This is a genomic window from Luteimonas sp. R10, assembly GCF_045689605.1.
In the GTDB taxonomy this organism is placed as follows: domain Bacteria; phylum Pseudomonadota; class Gammaproteobacteria; order Xanthomonadales; family Xanthomonadaceae; genus Luteimonas.
Genome location: NZ_CP141262.1, coordinates 2,391,830 through 2,409,605, shown reverse-complemented (window position 1 = coordinate 2,409,605; position 17,776 = coordinate 2,391,830). Strand labels below are relative to the sequence as shown.

Genomic DNA, 17,776 nt, shown 5'->3' with positions numbered 1-17,776 from the left:
AATCCCTGGAGATCCTGCGGAATCCCTGTGGGAGCGACGGGAGTCGCGACAGGGCGCTGGTGCCGGCAGTCGTCGCGACTCCCGTCGCTCCCACAAGGGGGGCCGATCTCCGGGCCGCGGGGTACTGCGGCACCGGAGATTCGCCGCGCTCCGCCGCGCCGCTGCGGGGTTTGGGCAGCGCCGCCGCATCAGGCTTAGAATGCCCCTATGACCGCAGACGCCCGACCCGACGTTTCCTTCGACGGCCACGACAAGTTGATCGCCGCGGTGGACGCGGCCGTCGCCCAGGGCGACGAGCACGCCGTCACCGCCGCCCTGCGCAACGCCCTGTGCGCGATGATCCGCGATCCGGACGTGCGCCTGCCCGACTGCGTGTACGAGCCGATCGCCGACCATTACGCCCGCCGCGAGATCTACCGCAGCCCCGAGCACGGCTACAGCATCGTCGCCATGACTTGGGGCCCCGGCCAGGGCACCCCGGTGCACGACCACTGCGGGCTGTGGTGCGTGGAAGGCGTCTGGGACGGCGAACTGGAGATCACGCAGTTCGAGCTCCTGGAGCGGGACGGCGACCGCTTCCGCTTCCGTGCCGCCGGCGGCCTGCAGGCCGGCGCCGGCAGCGCCGGCAGCCTGATCCCGCCACACGAGTACCACACCATCGGCAACGTCAGCGAACGCAGCGTCGCGGTCTCGGTGCACATCTACAAGGCGCCGATGAACCACTGCGCCAAGTTCGTGCACGAGCAGGGCGAATGGTATCGGCGCACCGAAGCCTGCCTGAGCGTCGACCGCGCCGCCTGAGGGCGAGCCGCCTCCCCGTCGCGGACCGGGTGGCGGGCGACCCGCCCGCAGCCAGAAGTGCCTTCCGGCACCTGTCGCTGCCCGGGCCTCCGCCTAGACTGACGCCGGCTTCCACGGTCCCGCCGCCATGCTCCTCGATCTCTTCCTCGCCGCCGCCCACCACCTGCTGATCTTCGGCCTGGTCGCCATGCTGGTCCTGGAATCGGCGATCCTGCGCGGCGCCGTCGACGCCGCGGCGGTCCGCCGCCTCGCCGGGATCGATGCCGGCTACGGCATGAGCGCGGTGCTGCTGCTGATCGTCGGCGGGCTGCGCCTGCTCTACGGGATCAAGGGCTGGCAGTACTACCTGCACAATCCGTGGTTCCACGCCAAATTCGGCGCCTTCCTGCTGGTCGCCGCGCTGTCCGTGGTCCCGACCCTGCGCGTCCTGCGCTGGCGCAAGGCATTGCGGGCCGATCCCGGCTTCATCCCCGCCGCGGCGGAACTGGCCCGCATGCGCGGCTTCGTCCGCCTGCAGCTGGCGCTGATCGCGGCGATCTTCGTCCTCGCCGCCGCCATGGCCCGCTACGGCGGATTCTGAAGCCGCCCCCAGTCAACCGACGCGCCGGCCTCGGCTATACTCTGCGCCCGCGCCGAAGTGGCGGAATCGGTAGACGCAGCGGACTCAAAATCCGCCGCCGTAAAAAGCGTGTGGGTTCGAGTCCCACCTTCGGCACCAGAACGCATGCAGGTCCAACCGGCCCGGAATCAGGACGCCGCCAGGGCCGGCTCGCCCGGCGCCTTGTCCGGCGTGCGCGTGCGCAGCAGCAATCCCCCTGCGATGCCCGCCACCGCGGCAAAGCACGCACCCGCCAGGAAGGCGGTGCCGTAGCCGCCGGCCAGGGCGGCGACGCGTTCCGCGCCCGCCGCCAGCAGGCCGTCGCTGCTCGCGGCCGCGGCGCTCGCCAGCACCGCCAGGCCGAGCGCACCGCCCATCATGAACGACGTGTTGGCCACGCCCGAGGCCAGTCCGGCCTGGTCCGGCTCGACGTCGCTCATCGCCGCCAGCAGCATGGGGTTGAAGGCCATGCCCGCACCGATCCCCAGCAGCAGCATGGCGGGCAGCACGTCGGCGACGTAATGTCCGTCGACCGGCGCGCGCGCGAACAGCGCCAGCCCGACCGCAGCGAGCAACAGGCCGGCGGACAGCGGCAGGCGCACGCCGAAGCGCATCACCAGCCGCGCCGACAGGCCCAGCGAGAAGGCCGCCATGATCAGGTTGCCGGGCAGGAATGCCAGCCCCACCCGCATCGGGCTGTAGCCGAGCACCAGCTGCAGGTACAGCGCCGAGAGGAAGAACCAGGCGAACATCGCCGCCGACCACAGCACGCCGACCACGTTGGCGGTGGCGACGTTGCGCAGGCGCAGCATCGCCAGCGGCATCAGCGGCGCGCGCACCCGCGACTCGATCACGAAGAACGCCGCCAGCAGCGCGGCCGCGATCGCCAGCATCGCCAGCGTCGTGCCCGATCCCCAACCGGCCTCGTTGCCGTTGACCACGGCGTACACCGCCAGCATCAGCGCCGTGGTGACCGTCAGCGCGCCGACGACGTCGAGCGGACCCGTGCCGCCCGCCGCGTGGCGGCCCGGCAGCAGCCGGGTCGAGGCGACGAAGACCGCGATCCCGATCGGAATGTTGATCAGGAAGATCCAGTGCCAGGACAGCAGGTCCGTCAGCACGCCGCCCAGCAGCAGCCCGACGCTGCCGCCGCCGGCGCAGACGAAGCTGTACACGCCCATCGCCCTGGCGCGCTCGCCGGGTTCGGTGAACAGCGTCATGATCAACGACAGCGCCACCGCCATCACCACCGCGCCGCCCAGCCCCTGCACCGCGCGCGCCACCACCAGGAAGGTCTGCGAGCCGGCCAAGCCGCAGGCCAGCGAGGCCGCGGTGAACAGCACCAGCCCGAGCAGGAACAGGCGACGGTGGCCGAACAGGTCGCCCAGCCGCCCGCCGAGCAGCAGGAAGCCGCCGAAGGTGAGCATGTAGGCGTTGATCACCCACGCCAGCGCGGCCTCGGAGAAGGCCAGGTCGGTCTTGATCGACGGCAGGGCCACGTTCACCACGGTGGTGTCGAGCACGATCATCAGCACGCCGAGGCAGACGACGATCAGCGCGTGCCAGCGGTGATCGCGGGCACCGGGCGCGGAGGCGGGGGAAGAAGGCTGGTCGGGGGCGGTTTGCATGGATCGTCCTGTCTTGTTTTCCTGGAAATGCGGTGCCGGACGCGCTACCGCGTCGGTCGTTGCACGCGGGCACGAAGCGCCGCGTACTGTGGACGACGATCGGGCGGTAGCGGAATCGACGCACTCCAGTCGAGGCTTCTGTCCGGCCATCGAGCACCGCCGCGCCTCCACGTCGCAACATGGCCTGCACCGGAACGTCGGCGCGACCATCGACCCTCCGGGTCGACTCGCAGGCTGCCGCGGGTTCTTCTACACCGCGATCGCCGCGAACCGGCTCAATGCGCGCCTCACAGGTAATGTTGTCGCTCAACGCCTGCTCGACTGCCGGGTGCGCCTTGCCGGCCAGGGCGAATCGGGGCGCGATGCCCGGCGCCTGCCACCCAGGGGCTGGCCATACGGATCGGCGGGTCACGCTTGCACGCCCCGCCGCCCGCGATCCGCTGCCATCAGGGTTGCAGCGGCAGGCCGGTCTGCGGGTCGATCGCCCGGAAGGGATCGATCCCGGGCGTGACATACCCTGCACCGCCACGCGTCGCCATGTCCGCACCCAATGCCTGCCCGTAGGAGACCCGCAGGCCGAAGCTGCTGGCGGAGCCGATCCCCGAGGACTGTTCGCGCCGCAGCAGGAACGACAGGTTCCATCCCGAGTCCAGGTCGACGTCCAATCCGGCGCCGAGGGCCAGGGTGTCGTCGCTGTAGCTGCGCATGCCCAGCAGGTAATCCTGCGTCACCGGCTGCACCACGTAGTTCAACCGCGCATCGCCGCGGTTCTCCAGCGCCTGCCGGTACTCGAGCGACCAGTACGGGCGCAGCGACACCGTGGTCGTCCTGAGCTGGTAGCTGCCCTCCACGCCCAGCGCCAGCGTGCTGTTGTCGATGGTCTGCCGGCCGTAGGAGAGATCGTAGATGCCCAGTCCGCTTTCGCGGTAGGCGTCGAGCGTGGTGTGGCTCGCGTCGTAGCGTCCGTACCCGGCCAGGCGGCTGCGTTCACCGGCGTGTTCGTAGCCGACGGTCAGGCCGCCGTACAGCTGGTCGCCCTCGCGCCCTGCCTGCGCGGTGGCATCGGCCGGCTCGCTCCAGCGCCACAGATCGAAGTCCAGCCGCCCCAGCCCCAGCTGGCCGTCGACGAACAGCGGACCATCGCCCCGCCACAGGCCGTACAGCGCCATGCTGCGCTGTCGCGCGTCCTGCTGCGAGGGCGAATCGTCGAAGTCGGTGTCGTTCCAGCCCAGGCCGCCGGCGACGCCCAGGACCAGGTTCCGGCCGAACAGACGGTCCACGCCGAGGGTGAGGCCATTGCTGCGGAAGTCGAAACCGCTGGACCCGCTGCGGTGGTCGCGCTCGCCCAGCGAGATCGTGCCGGCCACCCACAGGCCCCAGCCATGCGCCAGGGTCGGCATGGCGCCGGCCAGCCGTTCCGTCCCGAGCGACAATTCCGGACCGCTGCCCGCGCTCGCGCTGAACGTCAGGTTGTTGGCCGACGGATTGCCGCGCCCGTCGCGCAGCTGGCGCAGGCGATCGCGGATGTTGTCCTGCTGGGCGTTGGCGAAGCGCACGCTGGCATCCACCTGCGCCTGCAGGCCGCCCACCACTTCCGGGTCGAGTGTCGGATCCGGGCGCGTCGCCACGGTCAGCGTCAGCCTCACCGTGGCCGCGGTGTAGTTGCCCGCCGCCGCCTGCGTGGCCACCAGTGTCGTCGTACCGGTGCCGACGATGGTCACCGTGGGCCCGCTCACCGTCGCCACCCCCGTGTTGCTGCTGGCGAAGCTGAAGGCGCCGGTGCTGCCGCTGTCGGGGTCGGGCAGGTCGAAGGCGGGATCGCCGAGGATCTTCTGCAGGTCCTCGATCCAGGTCAGCGTCGGGGTGGCCGCGGCGATCGCCACCTCGAGCGTGGCCTGCGGCGCCGCGGCGTAGTCGTCGTTGCCGGCCTGGTCGGCGGTGAGCGCGCAGGCCCCCGCCGACAGCATCGTCACCGTGGCGCCCTCGATGGTGCAGACCCCGGGCGAGGTGCTGGCGAAGACCACCGGGTTGCCGGAATCGCCGCCGGTGGCCGAGACCGCGAACGTGCCGCCCGCCGCGTAGGTCGGCGCGTCCGGATTGGCGACGAACTGCGAAATCGCCTGCGCGGCCTTGCCGATGGCGATGGACTGGGTCACGGTCGCGGCGGCCGCGTAGTCGTCGTTGCCCGCCTGGTCGGCGGCGATGGTGCAGGTGCCCGCCGACTGCATCGTCACCGTCGCGTCGCTGATGGCGCACACGCCGGCGGTCTGCGTCCGGTAGCTCACCGGCAGCCCGCTGCTGGCGGTCGCCGGCGGGTCCAGTGCGAACGTGCCGCCGGCGACGAACGTCTGCGGCGCCTGCGCGCCGAAGGTGATCGCCTGGCTGCCGGCGCCGATGACGACATCCAGTCTCGCCTGCGGCGCCGCACCGTAGTTGTCGTTGCCGGCCTGGTCTGCGGTCACCGTGCAGGTGCCGGCCGACTGCATCGTCACCGTGCTGCCGCTGACGGTGCAGACCGTCGGCGTCGCGGTACCGAACAGCACCGGGTTGCCCGACGCGCCGCCGGTCGCCGACACCGCGAACGTGCCGTCGGGCACGAACGCCGGCGCCGCCGGATCGGCGGCGAACGCGGTGATCGCCTGCGCCGCCTGGCCGATCGCGATGTCCTGCGTCACCGTCGGCGCGGCCGCGTAGTCGTCGTTGCCCGCCTGGTCGGCGGCGATGGTGCAGGTGCCGGCCGACTGCATCGTCACCGTGGTGCCGCTGATCGTGCAGACGTCGGCGGTCTGGGTGCCGTAGCTCACCGGCAAACCGCTGCTGGCCGTCGCCACCGGGTCCAGCGCGAACGTGCCGCCCGGTGCGAATGCCTGCGCCGCCTGTGCGCCGAAGGTGATGGTCTGCTCGCCTGTCCCCACCAGCACGCCGCTCGTGTTGCCCACGGCGTTGAGCGCGGGGGCGGTGTCGTTCCCCGTCGCATCGCGCAAGGTCCCGCCGTTGTCGACGATGGTCGTGCCCAGCATCACACCGTCGTAGTCGCGGTCGTCGGCCTGCACGATATAGCGGAAGGCGAGCGCACCGGTGCCGGAGCCCGACACATAACTCACCTGCTGCGGCGCGGAACCCACCGTCAGTTCCAGGTAAGGGGTGCCACCGGCGGTGTCGACGACGACCGTCTCGCTCAGGTGAACGGTGAAGTCGAGCGCGTCACCCGCCAAGTAGCGACCGTTGGCCGGCACGCTGACCGACGTCACCACGGGCGCGACGTCGTCGACGATGTACGCCTGTCCGCCAGTGAAGCCGGCCGCGGGGTTGCCGGCGACATCGATGATGCCGGTGTCGCTGCCGTTGACGTCCAGGCGCAGGGTGCCATCGCCGCCGACGCCATTGACGGTGACGGTGTAGAGGATGGAATCAGTGGTCGCGACCAGAGCAACGGCGCCGGTCGCCGTTCCCGTGGCGGTCACCGAGAAGTCAGCGGCGTCGACACCGGTGACGGCCTCGGAGAAGGACACCGCGTAGCGCACGCTGTCGGCGTTGGTGGGGGAAGCGTCGACGCGGTCGATCGCGGTCACAACGGGCGGCTCGGCGTCGGTCGCCAGCACGGTGATCGCGACCGTATCGGTATCGCTCATCGCGCCGCCGCTGCCCGTGTTTTCGAGGTCGTTGCTGGTGATCTGCAGCGAGGCCGGGCCGCTGTAACCGAGCGTGGGCGTGTACGTCGTCCCATTCAGGGCGGCATTGATGTCCGAGAGCGAGCCCTCGAACATCATGGATGCATCGTCGGCGCCGTCGCCCGCAAAGAAGGTGAGCCAGGTCGTGCTCCCGAGCGTGATCAGGCCGTTGGTCGCTGCCAGTTCCACCAGCACGTTGCCGCTGCCGGCATCGGGATCGCTGACCGAGATCGGGTTGCCGTTGCCGCCGGAGAACACCAGGGCGCCATCCTGCTCCACGGTCTGGCTGCCGGGCACGCTGTTGACCGGCGGCTGGTTGGCGGCCAGGACGGTGAACGCGTCGGGCAGCGTGGAAGCGCCGGCCTCGGTGGTGACGGTCACGTCGTGGCTACCGGCGGCGAGGCCGGCGGGCACGGTCGCGGTGATCGAGGTGCCGATGTTGTTGGTGATGGTGGCCGCGACGCCGCCGATGGTGACTGCCACCTCGTCCGCCAAACCGTACAGCGCCTGCCCGCCCAGCGTCACGGTGGTACCCGCACCGCCGCTGCCGGGGGTCACGCTGGCCAGCACCGGCAGCGCGGATTCGCAGCTGATGGTGTAGTCGAACCCTCCTTCCTGGGAGTTGATGTAGATGGTGCCGCCACCGCCCCTGTAATAGTCCGAAGACGTCCCTTCGAACACGCCTGGCTCGAAGAAGGAAATGTGCAAGCCGCCGCCGGTGAACGTTCCCCTCGTTTGAAGTCCAGTGGGATTGGAGATCTCCACCGTGACCTTGTCGCCGGCATTGTTCGCCCACGAGTCGGGGCCGTTGATGTTGACGTTTTGGTTGGGCTCCACGCTACCGGTGCGCGGCGTGCCGTCGGGACTGTTGATCAGTTGGCAAAACGAGGACGCCGCCGCCTGCGGCGCCCAGCAGGCGAATCCCAGCAAGCCCAGGAGCAGTGCATAACGGAGCCGTCCGGCCAGATCTCGATACATCGCGTTCCCCTCCCCCAGTGGTCCCTTCACCATGGCGGCGCGCCCCTGAGGCGGCGACGCCATCCGCGGTGCCGGCGCGGGTACCGGCGGCGATATCACCCTTCCCGCGCCGCGCCTCTCCCCGAGGCAGCTGACGTGGCCGGCAATGTAGCACCGATTCGCCCGGTGATCGTGGCTCGGGCGCTGCGCCTAGGCGTCCGCATCCGGCTCCCGGCGACGGAACAGGCCGGCTGCCTGCCCCTCCGGATCGGCCCGCAGGCTGTCGCGGGTGTTCTTCTGCACCGCGATCGCCGCGAACAGGCTCAACGCGTACGACATTCCGTAGAAGCCTTTTTCGCTCAACGCCAACTCCGCATTCCACAATCCGACGAACAGCAGCAGCAGCGCCGAGATCACCGCGAACCACGACAGGCCGTAATAGATGTTGGTCACCGGAATGCCTTCCATCCGGTCGCGCACGCTCTTCTGCACCGACACCGCGGCGAACAGCCCGTACAGCAGCAGTGTGAAGTAGTAGCCCTTCTCGTTGAGCAGCATCTCGGCGTTCCACAGCCCGACCAGGTAGGCCGTCATGCCCAGGCCGAGCGCGACCCAGGAGGCGCCGATGAAGGCGGGGGAAGGCTTGCTTTGACTTATGTCCATCATGTACTCCGGTTCATGGCACGCCTGGGCGGCTGAGAGGGTTGCGAGACGATGATACTGCTCTACAGCTGCAGCATTTGCTCGTTCCGATTCGAGGTCTATAGGACTGTGGCCAAGCGGGAAAGGAAGCAGCCTGGTCGCCGGCAGCGACGCACCGCGGTTGAAGCGGGCACCGGCGCCATCGTCGAGCACGGGCGCCAAGGGCGTTCGAGACGGTCGGCGTCGCCTACCACCTCGACGCGCGCCTGCGATCTGTTTTCGGCCAGCCGGCGACCGTACGGCACTCAGAACAAGGACGCCTGCTTGCACACTCGCGCCTGGTACCGCTCATGACGATAGCCGCCGGCCTGCATGCACGCCTGCTTGCTGCCGTGCGTACGCTCCTGCGCGCACTGCAGCAACGCCTCGTCCGCCGATACCGCCTGTGCCTGCGCGGTTTCCGGCACCCAGCGGCTGCGCGGCGTCTGGGTGGATCCATGCATGCAGCAGCCGGAAAGCAGCGCGGCTAACGCCAGCGCGTGGCAGAAAACGATGTGCCGGAGCGTCGGACTCATTCGTGCGATCCCGCCTTCGCGGCCGACGTCTTCAGTACGCGCCGGGCCTCTGGCGCAGCGACGCAAGCATGGCATCCCAGAGAGCGAACAGATCCGTTGCCTCTGGCGGCGGCGCATAGTCCAGGACATATTCGTCTGCGCCGGCCTCGAGCTGGAACGAAAACCTCACAGGGGACGACTCCTGCGGCAAAGATTTCCATGCGAATCCGTATTTCACGCTGCCGGCCCTGGTTTCGACCTTGTAAGCGGTTTCCTGCCCCGGAATCCCACCCACGGCCACCTCGCGCTTTCGGAGCCTATCGAAAGACTCTACCGCGTCCTCGTCGTCGTACTTCATCCGTTCACGATACCCGCGCTCGACTTCTTCGAAGTCATCGAACGCAGAAAGCGGCCCCGAGCCTCCGGTCTTTTCTGCTTTTCCCAAGCGTTCGCTAGTACCGACGCCGATCGAAACGCCTTTCCATCCGAACGATTCGATGCTCACTCCAACCATAATCCGCGCCGGCACCGGATCGGCCAAGGCCCCGTCGATGCAAAAGCCTGGACCCGACGAGGGGATCGATGTCGGGCGAGCATTATCGATTGGAACCAACCGCGGAATGCTGCCTGTAAGCGTCGCGGCGACTTCACTGAACTGCTCCCGGTCGTATTTGACGGTGTCGATTGCGTATCCAACACCGTCCCGCCATGCGTACCCCCTTACCCGATGGCCGATCTGGTCTAGCTCATTATTGCGATGGAACAGCACCCGCCAGCCGGGCTCCGGCACCTTCACCTCCGAAAGCAGGGACCCCTCGATCCTGTGCGGCTTCGCACGAAGCAATTCCTCCTCGCGCAGCACATGCGACTCGAACTCGGGCTGAGTTACTGCCGGAACTCGAGTGAACCGGACATCGGTCTCCTGTACCCAGCGGAACTCTGCCTGTGTCGGCACGTCAACCAGCATCCGGCCGATGCAGACGGGACTCAACGGAATGGGGCTCATACTTACATCCATGACTTGTGCTGGAGGCCGACATCCCAAGAGCAGCAGAGCCAGCCAAGTGAAACGGAGGGTGCGAAGGCGCCTCATCGAACCACTGCAACCGGCGCGACGAGCCTGACGATGTTGTCCAGCACTGACAACCTTACGTCCATGTGGTTGTAGCTGCCCTGATGGTCGTATCCAGCCTGTCGGCACACGAGCTGACAACCGCTGGCTCTGAGCAATTGCGCGCCGGAGGCGACGGCAGGCACCGTGCCATCGCCCGAGTCGCCGGGAGGCTGGATGCTCATGCGCAACTCTCCCTGCGCGTTTCTTAGGTTCCGTTCGCTATCTGTTGGCGTACCGGCGAACTGCCACGTCGACGGATTTCCGACATCGCGATTCCGGTCCTCGATCCATTGCGACATCAACATTCCTCCTCCGAACGAAGGGTGAGTATTGGCCCGGACAGCGACTACGCACCAGGTGATCGCTCCCCAACGCCGCCTGCCCGTCGTCATCACCGTAGTGGCCGTATAGGCAAAAATTACTGCGATTCAATTTCTCATCGCATTAAAACCACAGGCTCAACAATTCGCAAGACGCCATCCAATACCGACCGCCTCACATCGTTGTGGTTATAGCCCCCTGATGATCGCAACCTGCCTGTCGACAGATCAACTGGCAGCCACTGGCATGGAGAATCTGAGCGCCCGATGCTGCCGCTGGCACGGTGCCATCGGCAGCGCTCATGACGTAAACCAGGCTCATCCGCGTCGACAAAGGCGACCCAGAGCAGCCCTCGCGCGGCTGGACCGATAATGTTATGCCCCCGGACGAACCCGCAGCGAAGCCACGATACGATCCCAGAGCGCGATCGCCTGCTCGTCATCCAACGAAGATTCCGCCGCATGGCCGTTGTGATCCTCGCCTCCGGTGAACAGCTCTAGCATGAGCTTAGGGTGTTGCGGCGATGGAGAGCGAATGCCGGTTTCTGCGTAGAACCCGTGCTGGCGCCTGCCGTCTTCCTCGAACCTGCCCAGCCATTGTTCGCCCTCCAGGCCGGCCAGTTGGCGTTTGCCCTTCTGCAGGGCCTTAGGTCTGACGCCCAGTCCAGCCAGGTTGGATTCGCCGCGTGCTATCAGCGAAGGCTCGTCGTCCGGTTGGCGGAACGTATTGAGACTGACCTGGAAACGGAGATCGGAATGGGCCCGGTCAGCCACGCGATAACTGAGTTGCAGTTCCTCGTAGTCGCTTCCTGCGTCCACGACCACCGGCCCCAAGCAGACGCCGGGGCCAGCGTGTTCCGGGGCATCAACCTTGCTCACCCCGGCCAGTATGTTGCGCAACCTCCTTTCGGCGTCCGGAATCTGCGTGGGCTCGAATGCAGTCGTGTTGATCGCAACGTGGGCGTCGCCGACAAGCACGTGCAGTTCGTGCACCTGGGCATCGGCGATGTCCACACTGGCGTAAGAACTGAGACGTACCTGGGTGGGGGACCACGCTTCCCGACCCAGCAACATCGAAGCATTCGTCTCGTAGTTGATACCGCTCGCGAGTTCGTCGGCGCGCCCTGTTACGGCCGCGTCGAACTGCTCGGAGGTGACTGGCTGCGCGATGACGGTGACGTTCACGGCCCGGAAATCGGCATCATGGCCGTAATAGAAGGTGGCATCTCCGGTGCCACCGGCGACGACGTGGGTCCGTCGGAAGTTCTGGGGAAGATCGACGAGAAAGCGGCCTACGCAGTGCGTACGCATGTTCTGAGTCAGAGCCGGCACGGTGACGGGATCCTTTTCTTTTGACTGGCATCCAAGGCAGGACGCCGCCATCGCCAGTACCAGGCATAGGCGGCCATACCATTTCACGCAGGAATCTTCGCTTGTGCGGCGATCTTCTGAAGGCTGAAGAGGGTCGCCAACTGGGCTTGCCCATCGCGATAGGACGGCTCATGAGCAAAGCCGCTCATCCGGAACTGTTGACGGATTGAACCCCGGTTCTTGGCGTGCCTGAGAGGAGCTTCACCGGAACTGACAGGCACGGTTCCGTCTCCGCCCCCGTCTTGCTTCTGGGCCTCGAGCTCCCAATAGCTGGTCTGGTAGGTAGTAGCGCCACCACCCATATAGCCATATCCGGTCGCCACCTCCATCCGGCCACCAACATGGAGTGGGTTGCTACCATCGTCCCGCACCTGATCGAAGTCCATGTCGTACACCTGCTGAGCACTCGGTGGCGTCCTGGAATCCGGCCTTAGCCCGGCCCGCATCTTCCATCGAACCGTCTCGAAACTTGCCTGGTCCCGATCGGCGCCGTAATAGACATAGGTTACCGGGTGGTACTCACCAAGAATCTGTTCATGAAAGCTGCGGGATATCCGTATGTTCATCGCGAACTGATCCCAGGACAGCGGGCGGCCTCCGCGTGGACTCAACCACTCCTCGCGCACTAGGCCCCACCAGCGATCCCGTCGCAAGTAGATATCGTTGTATGGATCGCCGACGGGCCGCACCTCATCAGCCGTTACACCGTCCGCACTCTGCACCTTGAGCCAGCCGGCGCGATACTCGGCCGTCGGCAGCAGTTGCAGGGCGCCAGGGGCCTGCGAAAACACCGCCGTGACTTCTCGGCCATTGCTGCCGATCACCAGCCCCGCGACAAAATCCTCATCTCGCATGCCGATCTTGCAGCGGCGATAGGCGACGGCAGCACCGACTGCCGGCATCACCCCATGCACGACCCCAGCGATCTTGTCCTGCATTCCCGGCAGCAACGCGCATCGCCGTGCCACCAATCCACCCATCGAGTGGGTAATCAGCACGACCTGGTCACACTTGAACCCATTGCGACTGTATGAATTTATGACGTGTTGAATGCGATCACGGAGCCGCTCGGCGGCGGCCGTGTTCGAGGCGAGCCAATTGTACCCACATGCGTACACAGGCATCCGGAATTTCGCGCGTTTGAGCAGGTCATCGGATGTCACCGGCTCATGCATGGCGGGCGTGCCACTGCCGTCGCGATCGACATAACCGGCCGGGTTGAACCCGCGCATCTGCATCTGGATGCCCGGGCCCAGGCGCGGCTCCGGCGGACGTTCCCCCGGCCTTGGTGCCGCACTGACTGCAGTGTAGAAGAACTCCTGCCACTTAGCCGGATTGTACTCTCCGGAGTTGAGGCGCTCCTCCAGCCAGAGTAGAAAGCTGTGATAGCTGCCTTCCGCGATTTCGCCCCAGAACCGTTCATCGCGGTATTGGTCCTTCCGGCCTACGGAGCCTATCGGGGTTCCCGGGATCCCTCCACGTGGATCCACCTGGGTCTGCGAAGGGTGCATGAGACGCTGACGGGTCGCCGCACCACTGAATGCCATCTTTCGCGCCAGACCCACCGGAGCACCAAAGGTCGTGTCCAGACGCCAGACCTTGTTCCGGTTCATGTCCATGAGGTTCGAGCCCATGATGCCGGGTACGAAAATGACCGGCAGCACTTTGGTAGGCGGCAGGACCAACCGCACGGGATCGATCAGATTCGCGCTGGTCAGCCTCCATTGATACGTCGGCTGCCCGTCGGGATTGAACCCGCCCAGCGCCTCGCGTGCGCGATCAGGAGGAACGCTCATGCCGCATCTCCATCCACTTCTCCCAACAACTCGATGGTCAATCCTTCGACGCCAAGCCCCTGTTGCAGATCGATCTGCCCCATCGCATCAGTCACGCCCTGGATCCTGGCGCCATCGGCGCGAGTGATGACGTATTTCTGATTCGCCGCGGGCTCGCCGTCGGCGAATACAGCCTGGAACTTCTCGTTGAACCTGCTTTCCGGCCATGCATTCATCTCCCGGCTGAGCTGCGTCGGCCCGAGGAAGCTCTTCTTGCCGGCATGCACTTTGATCGTGCCCGGGCAGGCGATGGTGATGTTGCCGCCCTCGATGGTCAGGCTGGCGCCGCCGGCGGTGGCGAGACGGATCGTCTTGCCGGCGGCCATTTCCAGTTCTGCGTTGGCGCTGACCAGCTTCAGCTGCTCCTTTGCCTGCAGCTTGACCTGGTCGTTCTGCGCCTGGAGGTCCAGTTCGCCCTCGCCGGCGACCAGGCTCAGGCTCGTTTCCTCGGCCTGCCCCTCGGTCGCCGCGGCGAGCATGCCGATCGCCTGGCCGGTGTGCAGGCGCAGGTGGCCGGCGACGGCGAGGTGGCTGGCCTGGCCGCTGGCCAGGGTGAGGGTTTCGCCGACGGCCCAGGTCAGGCTCTGGCCGGCGACCAGCCCGATCCCGGCCGGTGCGGCGAACCCGAGCAGGGCGTCGCCGGTATGGGGAACGCGCCCTTCCGCGGCATCGGGCTTGCGCGCGGCGGCCTCTCCGCGCGCAGCATCGAAGTGCTCGCCGGGCACCGTCGTCCTGACGCTGGTCAGCAGCGCTTCCAGGGGCGCCTTGTCGTCGATCAGGCGCGAGGCCTTCGCGGCCGGCGCGCCCTCGTGCCCGGCCAGCTTCACCGTCTGGTGCGTGGCCGCCGCGCCCGAGAACGTCTCGCCCAAGGTACGCAGTTGCGTGAGCAGGGCGTTCGGACCGACGGCATCGCCGGCGGGCGTGCCGCCGGATTTGGCGTAGGCGCTCAGCCACAGGCCGGATTCGGCGCGGATGGCGCCCCAGGCGTCGGTGCGCAGCTCGAAGCCTTCGCCGCGGAAGCTGCCGCGGTAGTTGTCGGCCTGGTGGACCAGGTGGCCGAGGTTGAGCTGGCTGGCGGCCTGGGTGGTCGCCAGTTGCAGGCGCAGCTGGCCGTCGCTGTCGTCGAACACCAGCCGGTTGTGGCCGTCGCCGCCCCACTCCTTCGATTTCACGCCCCACAGGGCGGCCGCATTGTTGTGGGCGTCGTCGCCCGCGCCCATGCCGTGCCACGGCGGCGCGTGGCCGCCGGCGAGGTTGGCCTGGGCGCTGGCGCGGTGGTCGCTGGCCTGGGCATAGGCGCTGGTGTCCGATTCGGCGGGCTTGCCCCCCGGAGTAGGCGCAATGCCCGCCTCGCCCCGGCCGTTGTACAGCGTGCCCATCACCACAGGCCGGTCGATGTCGCCTTCCAGGAAGGCCACCAGCACTTCCTGTCCGATCCGCGGCAGGAACTGGCTGCCGACGCCGGGACCGGCATAGCGCTGGGCCACGCGTAGCCAGCAGGACATGGCCGCCGTCCCTGGCGCGGCATCGCTGGCTTGCGGAGCGTCCGGCCCGGCCATCCCTGGCCGGGCATTCGCGCCTGCCACAGGCAATGCCTGCGAAGCGCAGTCGCTCATCCAATGGAATTTCACCCTGATCCGCCCGAGCTTGTCGCAGTACAGCTCCTGTGCGCCGGAGACGGCCGCCTGCCCGTCCGCGCCGACCACGATCGCGGTCTGGTAGCCGGGCGCGGTGGGCCGCGGGTTGAGGCGGGCGCCGGTGCCGTCCTCGAGCACGGGGCGCCACGGGCGTTCGCGATCGACCGCTTCGAAGCGGTTGGCGTAGCCGACCGCCTCGGCGCGCGCCTGCAGGCTGCTTTCGGCCAGCCGGTCGTCTTCGTTCTGCGGCCATGCCGGCGCGGGGCCAAGCTGCGCGGCCACGGTCTCGCGCAAGTCGAGCGGCAGGTTGTTGATGCCGGCGTGGAGGACGCAGGTCAGCAGGATCTCGGCGGGCGGTGCTTCTCCTTGGGCCGGGGCCTGGACGAGCCGGAACCAGTTGCCGGCACGGAACGTCCGCGCGGTGCCCTGCCCGAACCAGGCGTGACGGCCGGCTTCGTGCGCCTGCGCCATCAGCCCGGCGTAGCGCTCGGCCTCGCCAGCGTCGGCGAAGGCATAGGCGCCGGAGGGGTCGTAGGCGTCCAGCGGCGCCTCGCGTTCTGCGCCGGACTGCAGTGGCAGCTGCGCGCTGCTGGCCTGCCGGGTCTTGTAGTCGTCGCCGAGCACGGTCAGGCGGTCGGCACCGATGCGACGGCGGCGGCCGAACGCCTGGATGCTGTCGCGCGCCTCGGTGGCGTCGCTGCGGTGGAAGCGGATGCCGCCGTCCTGCTCGGAACCGGCATCCTGCGGCTGCGCGCCGCTCTCGGCGAAGAGCACCATGCGGTGGCCGCAGGCGGCCTCGCCACTCTCTTCCAGGCGCCAGCCCAGCCCCTCTTCGGCCAGCAGCCGGCCGATGAAGTCGAAGTCGCTCTCGCGATACTGCACGCAGTAGCTGCGCGGCCGCGCCTGGGCGAGGAACGGACCGACATCGTCGCCCAGCTGCCACGATGCCAGCGGCGCGTAGCCGGCGAAGACCGTCTCCACGATCTCGGTCACGCTGCGTTCCTGGAACACCCGGCTGTGCCGGCCCTGGGTCAGCAGCCAGGTCCACGGCACCAGGCACAGGCGGTAGCGGGCCAGGCCGCCGTCGGTGCCGACGCAGGCGGCCTCGCGCACCAGCCCGGTACGCGCGGACTCGCCGCCACCGGCCAAGCGGGTCAGCAGCCGCGCGGGCTTGCCGAGCCAGGCGTCGAGCGGCAGATCGGCGTCGGGCGAGAGCACGTCCACCCACCACTCGAAACCCTGCGACAGCGCCTCGCGGCCGCGCCAGCGCTCCACCAGCAGGCCGGGCGGTGCGTCGGGCAATTCCAGGCGATAGAGACGGGTCGCATCGTCGATGCGAACGAGCGAGGCCAATGCATCCCGCACACGATCCGATGAGTGCATCACGAGAACTCCGTGGCTTGACGGGGCCTCCGTGGATCCGCGCGCCTTGGCGCACGACGCGGACGCGGAGGCCGACTTCCTGTCCGGCAAGTTAGCAAAATTTACGGACCGGCAGTATAGGGAAACTCCGACAACTCTGTAGAATCGATCCCACAGTCCATCAACCGAGCACCGCCATGCTGGAATTGGAAGACCTGCTGGCCCCGATCTCCGACGATAGCCCCACCGGCGAAGATCTCTCCTTCTCGTCCGAGTTCGACGCGATCCAGGAAGCCCGACGCGCCGACGACCCCACCCTGGAGCAGGGCGACTGGGTCACCGACATCAAGTACGCCGACTGGACCGCCGCCACGCGGATGTGCGAGGACCTGCTGCGGAAGCGGACCAAGGACCTGCGCCTGGGCGGATGGTTCGCCGAGGCCAGCGCCCAGGTCCACGGTTTCGCCGGGCTGGCCACCGGTTTCAGGCTGGTCGCACGCCTGTGCGACCGCTACTGGGACGAGGTGCATCCACGGGCGATCGACGGCGACTACGAGGAGCGCATCGGCAACCTCAGCTGGTTGCTGACCAACACGCTGCAATGGCTGCGCACGCTGCCGATCACGCAGGCGCCGCAGGGCCGCTTCGGGCTCGGCGACTTCGAGGCCGCGCATGCGCGCGGCGGCAGTGGCGAGACCGCGGGCGCGGACGGGCAGCCGGACCTGGAGCTGATGGAAGCGGCCCGCCGCGACACGCCGCACGAGTTCTACCGGCAGTTGATGGACTCGGTGGCCGACTGCGCGGTCGCGCTGCAGGAGCTGCAGCTCTCGGTGGACGCGCGCCTGGGCGCGGACGGCCCCAGCTTCACGCCGGTGCGCGACCAGCTGGAGCATCTGCAGAAGACCGTGCTGCGCTTCGCGCGCGACGCCGGCGTGCTGCTGGACGGCGATGCCGCCGGCGGCAGCGCAGACGGCGCAGGCGACATCGAGCACGGGAGCGGGACAGCCGTCGCGGGCCATGGCGGCCCGATCGCATCGCGACGGCAGGCGCTGGCGCAACTGCGCCAGGTGGCGGAGTTCTTCCGTCGCACCGAGCCGCACAGTCCGGTCGCCTACCTCGCCGACAAGGCCGCGCGCTGGGGCGAAATGCCCCTGCACGTCTGGCTCAAGCGGGTGATCAAGGACGACAGCACGCTGTCGCAGGTGGAGGAACTGCTCGACGTGGACAGCAGCCAGGAATCCTTCGGATCCTGAAAGATCACGTCGCCGCCGCGCCAGGCAGCCATT

The 17,776-nt window shown here is 67.9% G+C and carries 12 protein-coding genes and 1 tRNA gene; 4 read left to right on the top strand and 9 right to left on the bottom strand.

The annotated features are described in order from the left end of the window. The first annotated feature begins 207 nt into the window (after positions 1-207). The 3 genes from U3649_RS10485 to U3649_RS10475 all read left to right on the top strand — a co-directional run bounded on the left by U3649_RS10485 (position 208) and on the right by U3649_RS10475 (position 1,519). Complete coding sequence (locus U3649_RS10485) at positions 208-801, top strand: cysteine dioxygenase (protein WP_407351280.1); 594 nt, start codon at positions 208-210, stop codon at positions 799-801. Positions 802-928: 127 nt separating this feature from the next. Then, positions 929-1,381 (top strand): DUF2214 family protein, encoded by a 453-nt coding sequence (locus tag U3649_RS10480; RefSeq protein WP_407351279.1) that lies wholly within the window; start codon positions 929-931, stop codon positions 1,379-1,381. A gap of 51 nt (positions 1,382-1,432) precedes the next feature. Then, positions 1,433-1,519: transfer RNA gene (locus U3649_RS10475), tRNA-Leu, on the top strand. A 29-nt stretch (positions 1,520-1,548) separates the two neighbouring features. Here the strand turns inward: U3649_RS10475 and U3649_RS10470 are convergent. The 9 genes from U3649_RS10470 to U3649_RS10430 form a co-directional block, all read right to left on the bottom strand. Continuing rightward, positions 1,549-3,027 carry a DHA2 family efflux MFS transporter permease subunit gene (locus tag U3649_RS10470; RefSeq protein WP_407351278.1) on the bottom strand — a complete coding sequence of 493 codons (1,479 nt, stop codon included), beginning with the start codon at positions 3,025-3,027 and terminating at the stop codon, positions 1,549-1,551. 446 nt (positions 3,028-3,473) lie between these two features. Next, complete coding sequence (locus tag U3649_RS10465; protein WP_407351277.1) at positions 3,474-7,676, bottom strand: autotransporter domain-containing protein; 4,203 nt, start codon at positions 7,674-7,676, stop codon at positions 3,474-3,476. A gap of 189 nt (positions 7,677-7,865) precedes the next feature. Further along, on the bottom strand, positions 7,866-8,318 hold the full coding sequence (gene yiaA, locus U3649_RS10460) for an inner membrane protein YiaA (protein WP_407351276.1): 453 nt from the start codon (positions 8,316-8,318) through the stop codon (positions 7,866-7,868). A 284-nt stretch (positions 8,319-8,602) separates the two neighbouring features. Continuing rightward, complete coding sequence (locus tag U3649_RS10455) at positions 8,603-8,800, bottom strand: hypothetical protein (protein ID WP_407351275.1); 198 nt, start codon at positions 8,798-8,800, stop codon at positions 8,603-8,605. A 103-nt stretch (positions 8,801-8,903) separates the two neighbouring features. Then, positions 8,904-9,857, bottom strand: a complete 954-nt coding sequence (locus U3649_RS10450; protein WP_407351274.1) for a T6SS immunity protein Tli4 family protein — start codon at positions 9,855-9,857, stop codon at positions 8,904-8,906. An 83-nt stretch (positions 9,858-9,940) separates the two neighbouring features. Next, complete coding sequence (locus U3649_RS10445) at positions 9,941-10,264, bottom strand: hypothetical protein (RefSeq protein WP_407351273.1); 324 nt, start codon at positions 10,262-10,264, stop codon at positions 9,941-9,943. 396 nt (positions 10,265-10,660) lie between these two features. After that, positions 10,661-11,704: a T6SS immunity protein Tli4 family protein gene (locus U3649_RS10440; RefSeq protein ID WP_407351272.1), complete on the bottom strand. Its 1,044-nt coding sequence runs from the start codon at positions 11,702-11,704 to the stop codon at positions 10,661-10,663. Continuing rightward, positions 11,701-13,452 (bottom strand): esterase/lipase family protein, encoded by a 1,752-nt coding sequence (locus U3649_RS10435; protein WP_407351271.1) that lies wholly within the window; start codon positions 13,450-13,452, stop codon positions 11,701-11,703. The genes U3649_RS10440 and U3649_RS10435 overlap by 4 nt, the downstream gene beginning before the upstream one ends. Continuing rightward, a complete protein-coding gene (locus U3649_RS10430; RefSeq protein WP_407351270.1) occupies positions 13,449-16,511 on the bottom strand; it encodes a type VI secretion system Vgr family protein in 3,063 nt (1,020 codons plus the stop codon). The genes U3649_RS10435 and U3649_RS10430 overlap by 4 nt, the downstream gene beginning before the upstream one ends. A 176-nt stretch (positions 16,512-16,687) precedes the next feature. Here U3649_RS10430 and tssA point away from each other — a divergent pair, with 176 nt between their 5' ends. Beyond that, positions 16,688-17,743, top strand: coding sequence for a type VI secretion system protein TssA (gene tssA / locus U3649_RS10425; RefSeq protein WP_407351269.1), 1,056 nt, complete (start codon positions 16,688-16,690; stop codon positions 17,741-17,743). Positions 17,744-17,776: the final 33 nt, after the last annotated feature.

Excerpts from the sequence above, each read along its gene's own strand:
- yiaA (WP_407351276.1), bottom strand. The coding sequence starts at position 8,318 with ATGGACATAAGTCAAAGCAAGCCTTCCCCCGCCTTCATCGGCGCCTCC.
- U3649_RS10485 (WP_407351280.1), top strand. The coding sequence starts at position 208 with ATGACCGCAGACGCCCGACCCGACGTTTCCTTCGACGGCCACGACAAG.
- U3649_RS10455 (WP_407351275.1), bottom strand. The coding sequence starts at position 8,800 with ATGCATGGATCCACCCAGACGCCGCGCAGCCGCTGGGTGCCGGAAACC.
- tssA (WP_407351269.1), top strand. The coding sequence starts at position 16,688 with ATGCTGGAATTGGAAGACCTGCTGGCCCCGATCTCCGACGATAGCCCC.
- U3649_RS10450 (WP_407351274.1), bottom strand. The coding sequence starts at position 9,857 with ATGAGCCCCATTCCGTTGAGTCCCGTCTGCATCGGCCGGATGCTGGTT.
- U3649_RS10430 (WP_407351270.1), bottom strand. The coding sequence starts at position 16,511 with ATGCACTCATCGGATCGTGTGCGGGATGCATTGGCCTCGCTCGTTCGC.
- U3649_RS10480 (WP_407351279.1), top strand. The coding sequence starts at position 929 with ATGCTCCTCGATCTCTTCCTCGCCGCCGCCCACCACCTGCTGATCTTC.
- U3649_RS10435 (WP_407351271.1), bottom strand. The coding sequence starts at position 13,452 with ATGAGCGTTCCTCCTGATCGCGCACGCGAGGCGCTGGGCGGGTTCAAT.
- U3649_RS10445 (WP_407351273.1), bottom strand. The coding sequence starts at position 10,264 with ATGTCGCAATGGATCGAGGACCGGAATCGCGATGTCGGAAATCCGTCG.
- U3649_RS10470 (WP_407351278.1), bottom strand. The coding sequence starts at position 3,027 with ATGCAAACCGCCCCCGACCAGCCTTCTTCCCCCGCCTCCGCGCCCGGT.
- U3649_RS10465 (WP_407351277.1), bottom strand. The coding sequence starts at position 7,676 with ATGTATCGAGATCTGGCCGGACGGCTCCGTTATGCACTGCTCCTGGGC.